Origin of the sequence: Limnohabitans sp. (genome assembly GCF_044373035.1) — a bacterium.
Classification (GTDB): domain Bacteria; phylum Pseudomonadota; class Gammaproteobacteria; order Burkholderiales; family Burkholderiaceae_C; genus Limnohabitans_A.
This window is the reverse complement of sequence record NZ_JBILQU010000027.1, coordinates 17,514-30,146: the sequence shown is the minus strand read 5'-3', so window position 1 is coordinate 30,146 and position 12,633 is coordinate 17,514. Positions and strand designations below refer to the sequence as shown.

The window sequence follows — 12,633 nt, the reverse complement described above, 5'->3', positions numbered from 1 at the left end:
CCACCAAGTACAACACATCGCTGGGGTGGTGTTTCAGAAAATCGAGCAAAGCTTCGGCTTGGAAACCAGGCGTGCCAATGTGCAGGTCCGAAATGAAAACTGCCCGCAAACGCTGCCGGCCTGCGGGAAAAATGTCATCGTCATGATCGTCTGACCCCTGCACTGATTCAGGAAAGACTTGGGGCAAAGTGCCATCAAACGACGCGTGAGATGTTTTGAACATCGCAGCCGCCGTTAAGATCGCGTCGGTTTTGGTCATGCGGCCCCCATGGAGAAATTTTTGCGGTAACGCATGGGCAAATCGGCCGTGCGCATCATCATGGGCAGATCGGCCGTGTTGAAATCCGGGTCCCAAGCGGGCGCACCCAGCACCTTGGCGCCCAAGCGCAAATAGCCCCTGATGAGCGCGGGCGGATCGATGGCCAAACCCTGGTCCAACTCGTCCACAGGCAGCGGCAAACGTGGCCGCACATGGAACTGGATCTCAGCCAAATGCTTCTGACGCAACTGGTGCCAGATGCTGGCTGCGACATCACCCGTGACCAGGCCGTTGTGCAGCATCGGGATACTGGCGCAACCGATCATGGTGTCCAGGCGGTTGCGGTCCATGAACTCAAACAAGGCACCCCACAAGGCCATGATGACTGCGCCATGGCGGTAATCTGCGTGCACGCAGCTGCGGCCCAACTCCACCATGCGGCTGCGCAGATCGCGCAGATGGGTCAGGTCAAACTCGGTGTCGCTGTAGGTGCTGCCTGCCCGTTTGGCTTGAGCGGGCGTGAGCACCCGGTAGGTGCCAATGACCTGGCCTGAGGCGTTATCCCTGACCAGCAGGTGTTCACAGTAATCGTCGAACAAATCGATGTCATGACCTGGCAATGATTTGGGCAACCGCGCGCCCAGCTCGTTGGCAAAAACCTGGTACCTCAGGCGCTGCGCTTCGCGAACTTCGTCGAGATGCTGCGCCCAGCTGACTTCGAAGGAGCTTTGTAGAGGCCGTGGCAAAAAGTCCAGACCGGTGACAGCTGAGCCCGAGTTGAGCGCCCCCCCTGGCAATTGAACAGGGGACAGTGCAAAGGTGGGGTTGGATGACTCTTTCATGGCTTCAGCTCCTTTTTTTCTGTTCTGAATGCTCACCCGTACCCGTGTCAAAGACATGTCTTTTTTGTTAAATTTGAATGACGTGCGCTTGCGCTACGCGGTGCATCAGCTGCATCAAATGGTCAAGAGCATCCTGGCGTGTGTCTTCAAACCAAGCAGTTCTTTTGTCCAAGTCATGCCACACGCGCAGCTTCACAGCATCGGCAAAAAAAGGCTCTGCTTCGAAAGCAGCACACGCCAAAGCAGTGGCAGTGCCGCACTGACACAGCGCCTTCATTAAAGCGTCACAGGCACTTCGTATGATGTTGCTCATGCCAAATAAACCATCAGCCACTCACTTCGTTGCAACGTGCGAATGGATGCCTGGTGTGCAACTTTTCAGCATGACTACTGTGATGCAGCTTGTTTGGCTGGCTTTGACCAAAGCCCTTTGAGCCCCATGCGCCAAGGCCTGTGTCCTGAACAAGCTTTTTGGTCCCGCCTGAGCGGGCCGCAACAAGCTTGGCTGGCCAGCCAACGGCAGGCCCAACACGCACCGCCCGCAGGTGGCTTACTCTGGTCGTGTGACGGGATCGACATCGGTTGGGTGTCGCACGATCGAGCCCAGGACATGGTGGCCTTGTTGCCCGGCTGCACCATCGTTCAGGGTCGCTTGCACTGGCAATCAGGTGCAGACCATGCTTTGCAACGCAGTCAGGCTTTGCAGGTTTTTTTGGTCCAGCAAGCAGCTCAAGGGCGGTTAACCGGATGGCGCGGTGAGTTTTTTGCGTGGTGGCCTGACACGCCCGCATGGCCTCCTGCTTTTGACGTGCCGCCATTTTTGTGCGTTGAGCGCTCTGGCTTCAGGCACCTAGGCATGATGAGCCATGCAGTGCACATCCATGGCTTTTTGCCAAATGGCGATTTGTGGTGTGGTCGCCGTTCTGACCACAAGCCCACCGACCCAGGCCTCTTGGACAACTTGGCCGCTGGAGGCTTGACCGCCGGTGAATCCCCTTCAACAACGGCTCTGCGTGAACTGGCCGAAGAAGCCAGCTTGCACTTGCCTGAGCCCGGCCGCTTGCGTGGCTCCGGGGTGATTCGCACACAAAGGCCCGAGCCCCAGGGCTGGCATGACGAGCAATTGCTGGTGTACACACTGCACCTCTTGGAACGAGAGACTCCCATCAACGCCGATGGCGAAGTGCAGGAATTCCGGCGTCTGAGCCCCGGCGAGGTGGTCTCGTGCATGCAATCGGGTCAGTTCACCATGGACGCTTGCGCCTCATTGGCCCAAAGTCTGGCCTGGCTCATGGCCGGTTCAGACGCCAACACCGCAAGCGGCAAAGTGCGCTGATCACGGGGCTAAAGTATGGCCTGCCCGTGACGCCTGATGGGTCAGGAATCGGGTATCGTGGTGTTTTATTCGCCTTCTTTTGGACTAGACCATGATCCTCGAACTCGCCGACATCCGCATCCAGCCTGGCCAGCAAGCTGCCTTTGAACAAGCCATTGAACTGGGTCTGAACACCGTGGCCTCAAGGGCCAAGGGCTTTCGAGGGGCCAAGGTCAACCGCTGCATTGAAACCCCCGAGCGCTTTGTGTTGCAGATTTTCTGGGACACGCTGGAAGACCACACCGTGGGCTTTCGCCAGTCGCCGCTGTTCACCGAATGGCGCGCCATCGTCGGCCCCTTCTTTGCCGCGCCGCCGCATGTGGAGCATTTCGAGCTGACCTACACCTCGGCCTGAGCCGGGCTTCAATCGGCTTGATGGCCTTGCACCAGGCGCGAGAGCAAATGCACAAACTGGCTTTGCTCTTGCGGCGTCAGCGGGGCCAGAATTTTTTCTTGCACCCGGGCCACATCACTTTGGATATGGGCCAAAGCCTGCACAGCCTGCGGCGTGACCACCAACAGCTTGCGCCTGCGGTCAGACGGATCGGCCTCGCGCACCACCCAACCCTTGGCTTCCAGCCGCCCAATGACCGAGCCCGAAGTGGCCGGGTCAAAAGCCACGCGCTTGGCCAGGCTCACCTGGTCAATGCCCGGGCTGTCCAGCAAGGCGTTCAGGATGGCGAACTGCACGGGCGTGATGTCGGCGCTGGCCAGTTGCTCGGCAAAAATGGCCACGGCAATTTGCTGGGCCCGTCGAATCAGGTGACCCGGCGTGGCCTGCAGGTCGATGCTTTGGATCATGTGCGTGTCGTGTTTCGGTGTTCAGCGCGTTTGCGGCAAGTGCCAAGCTTCAGGCATTGCGTTTAACATCTTATTTCCATTGTTCAAGAAAGCGACCCATGAGTTTTGTATTTTCACCCATGCCCGGGGTCTCGGTGCCTGTGCTGGGCCAACCCGAACGTTTTCCGGTGCACCGCATTTACTGTGTGGGCCGCAATTATGAAGAACACGCCAAAGAGATGGGCTTCACAGGGCGCGAGCCGCCCTTCTTCTTCCTCAAGCCCACCGACAGCCTGGTGGTGGTCGAAGCGGGCCAGACCGGTGCCATGCCTTACCCCAGCCTCACGCAAAACCTGCACCACGAGATCGAACTGGTGGTGGCCATTGGCCAAGGTGGTCGCAACATTTCGGCAGCCAACGCGGCGCAACACATCTATGGTTATGCCGTGGGCCTGGACATGACGCGCCGCGACCTGCAAAACGAGATGAAAAAACAAGGCCGCCCTTGGTGCATTGGCAAGGCTTTTGACCATTCGGCCCCCATCGGCCCCATCACACCGATTGCCCAAGCCGGCGATGCGAACAACGCCGAGATCAGCCTGCAAGTCAATGGTGCAGACCGTCAGCGAAGCAACGTGGCCAAGTTGATTTGGAACGTGGCCGAAACCATCGAGCACTTGTCGGCTGCGTGGGAACTGCAGCCCGGCGATCTGATTTACACCGGCACCCCCGAAGGCGTGGCCGCCGTGGTGGCAGGCGATGTGCTGGTGGGCCAGGTGGCGGGCTTGAGCAGTTTGCAAATAAAAATTTCCTGACCTGCACAAGGTCGCCAAAACACAGTCTGACGCGATATAAAACACTTTAATTCATTTTACAAAAGTGCGCACCCCTAGCAATGAAGGGTTAACCCTCGCAAATGGTGACCGAAGATGCAACATAATTCATGCACTTTGAAAGGAGGGGGCTTTAGGACTCCCCAAACTCAGCACCCCTTGAGCCATTCTTTTCATTAACCGACCGCTTGGTTGGTTTATCATCCCGTTTTTCAACCCATGATGGAGACAAGTCGATGAAGAAGTTCTTACAACAAACGGCCTTGGCCGCAGGCCTGATGGCCGTTGGTTTTGGCGTGCACGCCCAAACCATCACGCTGAAAGTGCACCACTTTCTGAGCGCACAAACCATCCAGCACACCACCATGTTGGGCGACTGGTGCAAAAACATTCAACGCGACTCCAAAGACCGCCTGAAGTGCGAGATCTTCCCCTCGATGCAACTGGGTGGAACACCCGTGCAGTTGTATGAGCAGGCCCGCGATGGCGTGGTGGACGTGGCTTGGACTTTGCAAGCCTTCACCCCCAAATTGGCCAAACTCGAAGTGTTTGAGTTGCCCTTCATGATGACCAACGCTGAAGCCACCAGCCGCGCCGCTTGGGACTACGGCCAGAAATATGCCCAGGATGACTTCAAAGACGTCAAAATGCTGGCCATCCACGTGCACGGCCCAGGCAACATCTACACCAAGAACAAAGCTGTGACCACCATGGCCGACCTCAAGGGCCTGAAAGTGCGCGCTCCAACTCGCCAAGTCAACAAGATGGTCGCCATGATGGGTGCCACGCCTGTGGCCATGCCTGTGCCTCAAGTGCCTGAAGCCTTGTCCAAAGGTGTGATCGACGGCGCTGTGATTCCTTACGAAGTGGCCCCCAGCCTGAAGGTCAATGAGTTGACCAACTTCACGGCTGAGACCGACCGCAGCTACAACGCGCTGTACACCACGGTGTTTGTGCTGCCCATGAACAAAGCCAAGTACGATTCGCTGCCTGCTGATTTGAAAGCCGTCATCGACAAAAACTCGGGCCGCGAGTTGTCAGCCTTCCTGGGCAAGACCCAAGCTGGCCACGACGCCGTCGGTAAAAAAGTGTTTGAAGCTACGGCCAACCAGAAGATCAGCATCATCCCAAAAGCCGAACTGGAAAAGTGGAAAAAAGCCACCGATTCTTTGGACGACGCTTGGGTGACCGAGATGACTGGCAAGGGCATGGACGGCAAGGGCATGCTCCAGTCGGCCAACGACCTGATCAAGCAGTACACCAAGTAATTCAGCTTGGATGAGATACGAGAGCAGGGCTGGTCCCTGCTCTCTGTTTTTAAGGGGCCTGGCTTGATGCTTGTATTGCAGTCAGAACCCGAACTGATTTTTCACTTTTCCGCCCAGCGGAGCACACCATGATGTTTTCAAATCCCCTGGAGCGGCTTGCCCGGCTCTGCAGCATATTGGGAGGGCTGGTCATGACCGGTCTGATGCTGATGACCTGTTACAGCCTCATCGGTCGTAACTTTTTTGACACCGCACTGATCGGCGATTTTGAACTCACCGGCGTTGGCGCAGGCGCTGCCATTGCCCTGTTCATGCCCCTGTGCCAGTTCAAGCGCGAAAACATCATCGTGGACTTCTTCACGGCCAAGTGCAGCGAGGCCACCAACTTCAGGCTCGACCGATTTGGCGATCTGATCATGACGCTGATTTTTGCTTTACTGTCTTGGCGCTGTGGCCTTGCGGCCATCAATGCCAAAGAAACCATGGGCGCATCCATGTTGCTGGGTTTCCCCGACTGGATCGTCTTCACCAGCATGTGCATTCCTTTTGGCATCAGCGCAGTCATTGCCGCCATGCAAACGCTCTCGTCCATGGACTACCAAAAGGCTTCGACATGACCCCCATTCAATTGGCTTTGCTCATTTTCGGCATCATGCTGCTGCTCATGGTCGTGCGCGTGCCGATCGCGGGTGCCATGTTCATGGCCGGTGCTGTGGGCTTCATCTTGCAGTCAGGCGTCTCGCCTTTCCTGAATTTCCTGAACAACCTGGCCTTTGCCCGTTTGGCCAACTACGACTTGTCGGTCATCCCGCTGTTCATCTTGATGGGCAATTTCGCCACGCAAGGCGGCATCAGCAAAGCGCTGTTCCAGTTTGCTGCGGCCGTCATGGGCCGCTTCAAAGGCGGCTTGGCCATGGGTGCCGTGCTGGCCTGCGGTGCGTTTGGTGCCATTTGCGGCTCCTCAGTGGCCACAGCGGCCACCATCACCGGCGTGGCCTTGCCCGAGATGAAGCGCCACGGTTATTCGGGTCGTCTTTCTACCGGCACGCTGGCTGCGGGCGGCACCTTGGGCATCTTGATCCCACCGTCTGTGCCCTTGGTGATCTACGCCATCTTGACCGAGCAAAACATCGCCAAGCTGTTTGCGGCGGCCATGTTGCCCGGCATCATCGCCATGGTCGGTTACATGATCGCCATTGCCGTTTACGTTCGACTGGTTCCAGGCCAAGCCCCTGACCAGGAAGAGCGCGAAAAAATGACGTTTGAATCGCTCAAAGGCATCTTGCCGATTGCCACCATCTTCATCATCGTGTTTGGCGGCATCTATGCAGGCTTTTTCACCCCTACCGAAGGGGCGGCCGTGGGCGCTGCATCCACGTTTGTGGCAGCACTGCTCAAGCGTGAATTGAACTGGGAGAAGTTTTTGCACTGCTTCCATGCCACCGCCTTGAGCAGCGCCATGATCTTCATGATCTTCATGGGGGCCGATGTCATGAACGCCTCGCTGGCCCGCACGCAAGTACCCGCTCAACTGGCCGAAATGGTGGTCGGCATGAACTTGGCCCCGCTCTTGGTGGTCTCGGGCATCTTGCTGCTGTATGTGGTGCTGGGTGCGGTGATGGACGAGTTGTCCATGCTGCTGCTCACCATCCCCATATTCTTCCCGATCATCATGAAGCTCGACTTCGGCATGACGCCCGAATACACCGCCATCTGGTTCGGCATCATGGTGCTGATGACGGTGGGTTTTGGCATGTTGGCACCGCCTGTGGGCCTGAACGTGTATGTGGTCAACGGCATGGCCAAAGACGTGCCGCTGAGCGAAAGCTACAAAGGCATCATGCCTTTCCTGATCAGCGATACCGTGCGCACCTTGCTGCTGCTATTCTTCCCCGGCATCGCGCTGTTCTTGATCCCCTACCTGACCTGACGGGCCACACCAACCAGACAAGCCTCCGGGTTACCCAAGCCCGGAGGCTTTTTCCATGGGGAACTGGTTAGACTCTGTCTTTGCACCACACCCATCACTCCGCCCCTCAATCTCACCCATGATGTATGACCGCACCATTCGCCATTGCCGTCAATGCGGCGCAGCGGTGGCCTACCGCTTGCCCGATGACGGCGACACCAAGCTGCGCGCCATCTGCACGGCCTGCCACACGGTGCACTACGAAAACCCGCTGAACGTGGTGGGCACGGTGCCCCATTGGGGCGACCAGGTACTGCTGTGCAAACGCAACATCGAACCGCGCAAAGGCAAATGGACCTTGCCCGCAGGCTTCATGGAACTGGGGGAAACCACCTCCGAAGGTGCTGCGCGGGAGACCACCGAAGAGGCGGGTGCGCAGTTCATCATGGAAGACCTTCTGACGGTGATGAGCGTCGCCCGTGTAGGCCAAGTGCACCTGTATTACCGCGCCCGCTTGACCAGTGACGTGTTTGACCCCGGCCACGAAACCATGGAAGCGCGGCTGTTCACCGAAGAAGAAATCCCATGGGACGAATTGGCCTTTCGCACCGTCAAGGAAACGCTGGAGCACTATTTCGCCGACCGCCGCGCCGGCCACTTTGGCACACACGCTTTCGACATCGCCTGAGCGCAGCGCTCAACGCCAACCGCCAGCCCCTCTCCCCGCTTCACGCTCAAACGTCGATCGCTTCAGCCGAACCCGCCTGCTTGCGCAGCTCAAACTTCTGAATCTTGCCCGTGCTGGTCTTGGGCAATTCGCCAAACACCACCGCACGCGGCACCTTGAAGCCCGCCAAGTGCTGCTTGCAATGCGCCACGATCTGCTCGGCCGTGACCTGCGCATCGGCCTTCAGCTCCACAAAGGCGCAAGGCGTCTCGCCCCAGCGCGCATCGGGCTTGGCCACCACGGCCGCGGCCAGCACGGCAGGGTGGCGGTAAAGCACGTCTTCCACCTCGATCGATGAAATGTTCTCGCCGCCCGAGATGATGATGTCTTTGCTGCGGTCCTTGATCTTGAAGTAACCGTCCGGGTACTGCACCGCCAGGTCGCCGCTGTGAAACCACCCACCCGCAAAAGCCTCTTGCGTGGCCTTGGGGTTTTTCAAGTACCCCTTCATGGTGATGTTGCCCTTGAACATGATCTCGCCCATGGTTTCGCCGTCTTGCGGCACGGGCTGCATGGTTTCAGGGTTGAGCACCCGCACATCGCGCTGCAAGTGATAGCGCACGCCTTGGCGGGCGTTCAGCCGGGCCCGATCGCCAATGTCCAGCGCATCCCATTCGGGATGCTTGGGGCACACGGTGGCGGGGCCATAGACCTCGGTCAGGCCGTACACATGGGTCAAATCAAAGCCCATTTGCTCCATGCCTTCGATCATCGATGCGGGTGGCGCAGCGCCTGCCACCATGGCCTTGATGCCGGCGGGCACACCCACCTTCATGGCGGCCGGGGCGTTGACCAGCAGTCCGTGCACGATGGGCGCGCCGCAGTAATGCGTGACACCCTGGTCCCGCATGGCGTCGAACATGGCCTGCGCATCGACCTTGCGCAAGCACACGTTCACGCCCGCACGCGCCGCCACTGTCCACGGAAAGCACCAACCGTTGCAATGGAACATGGGCAGCGTCCACAAATAGGCCGCGTGCTTGGGCATGTCCCATTCCAGAATGTTGGAGATCGCATTGGTGGCCGCGCCCCGGTGGTGGTAGACCACGCCCTTGGGGTTTCCGGTGGTGCCGCTGGTGTAGTTCAGGGCAATCGCGTCCCATTCATCGCCGGGCAGGCTCCACGCAAAGTTCGCATCACCACGGGCCACAAAGGCTTCGTACGTGAGCGAACCCAGCGGCTCGGTGGCCCCGGTGTACAGCGCGTCCTCCACATCCATCACCAACAGTGGCCGTGTGGACTGGCGCAGCGCCAGCGCTTTTTTCATCACCCCCGCAAACTCCGGGTCCACGATCACCGCCTTGGCCTCGCCGTGGTCCAGCATGAAGGCCACAGTCTCCGGGTCGAGGCGGGTGTTGATCGCATTGAGGACAGCCCCCGCCATGGGAATGCCAAAGTGCGCCTCGACCATGGGCGGCGTGTTGGGCAGCATCACGGCCACCGTGTCGTTCTTGCCAATGCCCGCCTGCGCCAGCGCACTGGCCAATTGGCGGCAGCGGCGGTAGGTGGTGACCCAATCCTGGCGCAAATCGCCGTGCACGATGGCCAAACGGGTCGGGTAGACCTCGGCCGTGCGCTCGATGAAGCTCAGGGGTGAGATCGGCGCGTGGTTGGCGGGGGTTTGGGGCAAGTCTTGGTCAAAGATGCTGACTTTGGTTTTATTCATGGGAGCATTCCATTTCGGCTGTGGGTCCAATGGTGCACAGTTTGCCTGATCTGGCGCGCAAAGCCATGCTGGTTTGTCCCGAAACACTTCACCCGGCTTGCCCGATCGCTGGCCCACATCGGCGAAAATAGCCCTCTTATGGCCATCCCCCAGTCTTTCATCCAGGAGTTGCTGTCCCGCGTCGACGTGGTCGACATCGTGGGCAAGTACGTGCAGCTCAAGAAAGGCGGTGCCAACTTCATGGGCCTGTGCCCTTTTCATGGCGAGAAATCCCCCAGCTTCAGCGTCAGCCCCACCAAACAGTTTTTCCACTGCTTTGGCTGCGGCAAAAACGGCAATGCCATTGGCTTCCTGATGGAGCACGCGGGCATGACCTTCATCGAAGCGGTGAAAGACCTGGCCCAGCAAACCGGCATGGTGGTGCCCGAAGAGCAACAGTCGCCCGAAGACCGCGCCAAAGCCGCCGCCGCCAAGGCCAAACAAGACAGCCTGAGCGATGTGCTCGAAAAAGCCGGTGACGCCTACCGCGACCAGCTCAAAATCGCCCCGCACGCCATCGATTACCTCAAAGGCAGGGGCCTCTCAGGCCAAATTGCCAAGCGCTTTGGTCTGGGCTACGCGCCCGAAGGCTGGCGCTCGCTGGCCAGCGTCTTCCCCAAATACGACGACCCGCTGCTGGCCGAATCGGGCCTGGTGATCGTGAACGAAGAAGACGACAAGCGCTACGATCGCTTTCGCGACCGCATCATGTTCCCGATCCGCAACATCAAAGGCGAATGCATCGGCTTTGGCGGTCGGGTGATCGGCTCGGGCACGCCCAAATATTTGAACTCGCCCGAAACCCCGGTGTTCCACAAAGGCCGCGAGCTGTATGGCCTGTACGAAGCCCGCGAAGCCCTGCACAGCGCGGGCTACGTGCTGGTGACCGAAGGCTACATGGACGTGGTGGCGCTGGCACAACTGGGCTTTGCCAATGCGGTGGCCACGCTGGGCACAGCCTGCACACCCGACCATGTGCAAAAACTGTTTCGCTTCACCGACTCGGTGGTCTTCAGCTTTGACGGCGACGGCGCAGGCCGCCGCGCCGCCCGCAAAGCGCTCGACGGTGCCTTGCCCTACGCCACCGATGTGCGCAGCATCAAGTTCTTGTTTTTGCCTGCCGAGCACGACCCCGACAGCTATGTGCGCGAATTTGGCCAAGAAGCTTTTGCCGAGCAGATCAAGCAAGCCATGCCGCTGTCGCGCTTTTTGATCGAAGCGGCCAGCGCCGACTGCGACCTGCAAAGCGCCGAAGGCCGCGCTCGGCTGTCGAGCCAAGCCCGCCCGCTGTGGCAGCTGCTGCCCGACGGTGCGCTCAAGCAGCAATTGCTGTCGGAGCTGGCGCAACTGATTCAGCTGGAGACTGCAGGCCTTGAAAAACTGTGGGGCCAACAAGCGGCCAGTGAGCAGCGCTATGCACCCGCTGCGCGCAGTGCAGCAGCACCCCAACCCCAGTCGGCGAACACGGCCTTCAGTCAGGCTGCCAGTGCAGGGCATGATGAGTACCCCCAATTCGAGCCGCACTACGGCGATCCACAGGCCTGGTCGGGAAGCAACACTTTCGTGCCGTTCAACGGCAACAGCAGCTGGAAAAACAAAAACCCCAACTGGACGCCGGGCAGCAAGTTGGGCAACAGCAAATACAAACGTGAGCAGCCTCCGGTCTACACCGGCCCGCGCACCGTGCCCGCCAGTCGGGCCGACCACGCGGCCCGACTGCTGCTGGGCAACATGGCGCTGTGGGAGTCATTGGCCGGACAAGACCACGCCATGCTGTGCGCCCTGCCGGCACCACATGGACCTTTGTTTGCCTGGCTCGAATCTGTGTTCCATGAACAAGGGGCACTGGGCTGGTCCACATTGAGCCAGCACATGCAAGGCCAGCCCTTTGCAGAAGATGCCCAGCGCTGGGTGGCCCAGGACAGGATCAACAACGTGGTGGGCAGCGAAAACGCCACCCCACCCGATCCGCAAGAGGCACGTCAAGAGCTGCGAAGACTGGTGAACATGCTGCTGATCGACCACTTGCAACAGCTCAAGAACGAGGCCTTGGCCCAATACCAAAGTGACCAAGACCCTGAAGCACTGGCCCGTTACAGCAGCCTGGACAAACGCTGGCGCGAACTCAAAGCCTCGGCCCATTTGGCCAACCTGCCTTGAGGCTCACTTGCCCACCAGCTGATTGAATTTTTCGGCTTCAAAACTTTCTCGGACGGCGCCGCCCTCGGGCATCTGCACTTGTTGCTGTGCACACAACAGCTCCAGGGCTTTCCAGATCATTGAAATTTGTTGCTCCTGCCCAGCCGCGTTGTCAATCAAGCCACGCAAAGCCTGGCTCACCGGGTCATCGTCTTGCGTGATGCCATAGGCGCTGAATTTGCGCTCGGTGCCCGACACATCGGCGCTCTCACCCACCTTGGAAGGGATGATGCGCGCCGGGATGCCCACCGCTGTGGCCCCGGCAGGCACTGGCTTGATCACCACCGCGTTGCTGCCGATCTTGGCCCCATCACCCACCTCAAAACCACCCAGCACCTTGGCCCCGGCACTCACCACCACATCCTTGCCCAGAGTGGGGTGGCGTTTGGCACCTTTGTAAAGCGAGGTGCCGCCCAGAGTCACGCCTTGGTAAATCGTGCAACCATCACCAATCTCAGCAGTCTCGCCCACCACCACGCCCATGGCATGGTCAAAAAAGACACGTTCACCGATCTTGGCACCGGGGTGAATTTCGATGCCCGTCATCCAACGAGACCCCTGCGAGATGAAGCGGCCCAGCCACTTGAAGCCATGATTCCAGCACCAGTGCGCACGGCGGTGCAGCACCAAAGCGTGCAGGCCCGGGTAACAGGTCAGCACCTCCCAAGCGGTGCGGGCGGCGGGGTCCCGGTCAAGGATGCATTGGATGTCGGAGCGAAGGCGAGAAAACATAGGC

Annotated in this window: 12 protein-coding genes and 1 pseudogene; 8 read left to right on the top strand and 5 right to left on the bottom strand. The window is 59.2% G+C overall.

The window, feature by feature from the left end; translation table 11 throughout:
* Together ACIQ47_RS06295 and ACIQ47_RS06290 are read right to left on the bottom strand one after the other, a co-directional pair.
* Positions 1 to 259: pseudogene (locus ACIQ47_RS06295) on the bottom strand (hypothetical protein); the annotation flags it as partial.
* Complete coding sequence (locus ACIQ47_RS06290) at positions 256 to 1,101, bottom strand: GNAT family N-acetyltransferase (RefSeq protein WP_396437331.1); 846 nt, start codon at positions 1,099 to 1,101, stop codon at positions 256 to 258. The gene ACIQ47_RS06290 and the pseudogene ACIQ47_RS06295, both read right to left, overlap by 4 nt.
* A gap of 439 nt (positions 1,102 to 1,540) precedes the next feature.
* Between ACIQ47_RS06290 and ACIQ47_RS06285 the strand changes: the two genes are divergently transcribed.
* Positions 1,541 to 2,437: an NUDIX domain-containing protein gene (locus ACIQ47_RS06285; RefSeq protein WP_396437330.1), complete on the top strand. Its 897-nt coding sequence runs from the start codon at positions 1,541 to 1,543 to the stop codon at positions 2,435 to 2,437.
* Between the two features lie 91 nt (positions 2,438 to 2,528).
* On the top strand, positions 2,529 to 2,831 hold the full coding sequence (locus tag ACIQ47_RS06280) for an antibiotic biosynthesis monooxygenase (RefSeq protein ID WP_062405927.1): 303 nt from the start codon (positions 2,529 to 2,531) through the stop codon (positions 2,829 to 2,831).
* Between the two features lie 8 nt (positions 2,832 to 2,839).
* Here ACIQ47_RS06280 and ACIQ47_RS06275 read toward each other — a convergent pair whose 3' ends face one another.
* Positions 2,840 to 3,277, bottom strand: coding sequence for a MarR family winged helix-turn-helix transcriptional regulator (locus ACIQ47_RS06275; protein ID WP_296292570.1), 438 nt, complete (start codon positions 3,275 to 3,277; stop codon positions 2,840 to 2,842).
* Positions 3,278 to 3,375: 98 nt separating this feature from the next.
* Here ACIQ47_RS06275 and ACIQ47_RS06270 point away from each other — a divergent pair, with 98 nt between their 5' ends.
* From ACIQ47_RS06270 to ACIQ47_RS06250, 5 genes are all read left to right on the top strand, one after another.
* Positions 3,376 to 4,071 (top strand): fumarylacetoacetate hydrolase family protein, encoded by a 696-nt coding sequence (locus ACIQ47_RS06270; protein ID WP_396437329.1) that lies wholly within the window; start codon positions 3,376 to 3,378, stop codon positions 4,069 to 4,071.
* A gap of 254 nt (positions 4,072 to 4,325) precedes the next feature.
* On the top strand, positions 4,326 to 5,357 hold the full coding sequence (locus ACIQ47_RS06265; RefSeq protein ID WP_396437328.1) for a TRAP transporter substrate-binding protein: 1,032 nt from the start codon (positions 4,326 to 4,328) through the stop codon (positions 5,355 to 5,357).
* 191 nt (positions 5,358 to 5,548) lie between these two features.
* The gene (locus ACIQ47_RS06260; protein ID WP_396437327.1) at positions 5,549 to 5,974 is read left to right on the top strand and encodes a TRAP transporter small permease; all 426 of its coding nucleotides are present in this window, start codon (positions 5,549 to 5,551) and stop codon (positions 5,972 to 5,974) included.
* Positions 5,971 to 7,287: a TRAP transporter large permease gene (locus ACIQ47_RS06255; protein WP_396437326.1), complete on the top strand. Its 1,317-nt coding sequence runs from the start codon at positions 5,971 to 5,973 to the stop codon at positions 7,285 to 7,287. Before ACIQ47_RS06260 ends, ACIQ47_RS06255 begins: the two co-directional genes overlap by 4 nt.
* Before the next feature lie 118 nt (positions 7,288 to 7,405).
* Complete coding sequence (locus ACIQ47_RS06250; RefSeq protein ID WP_396437325.1) at positions 7,406 to 7,954, top strand: NUDIX hydrolase; 549 nt, start codon at positions 7,406 to 7,408, stop codon at positions 7,952 to 7,954.
* A 46-nt stretch (positions 7,955 to 8,000) separates the two neighbouring features.
* Here the strand turns inward: ACIQ47_RS06250 and ACIQ47_RS06245 are convergent, their stop codons facing one another.
* Positions 8,001 to 9,659 (bottom strand): acyl-CoA synthetase, encoded by a 1,659-nt coding sequence (locus ACIQ47_RS06245; RefSeq protein WP_396437324.1) that lies wholly within the window; start codon positions 9,657 to 9,659, stop codon positions 8,001 to 8,003.
* A gap of 138 nt (positions 9,660 to 9,797) precedes the next feature.
* Here ACIQ47_RS06245 and dnaG point away from each other — a divergent pair, with 138 nt between their 5' ends.
* On the top strand, positions 9,798 to 11,858 hold the full coding sequence (dnaG, locus tag ACIQ47_RS06240) for a DNA primase (RefSeq protein ID WP_396437323.1): 2,061 nt from the start codon (positions 9,798 to 9,800) through the stop codon (positions 11,856 to 11,858).
* A 3-nt stretch (positions 11,859 to 11,861) separates the two neighbouring features.
* On the opposite strand, the gene cysE is transcribed toward dnaG, so the two are convergent.
* Positions 11,862 to 12,629 carry a serine O-acetyltransferase gene (gene cysE / locus ACIQ47_RS06235; protein WP_296292578.1) on the bottom strand — a complete coding sequence of 256 codons (768 nt, stop codon included), beginning with the start codon at positions 12,627 to 12,629 and terminating at the stop codon, positions 11,862 to 11,864.
* Positions 12,630 to 12,633: the final 4 nt, after the last annotated feature.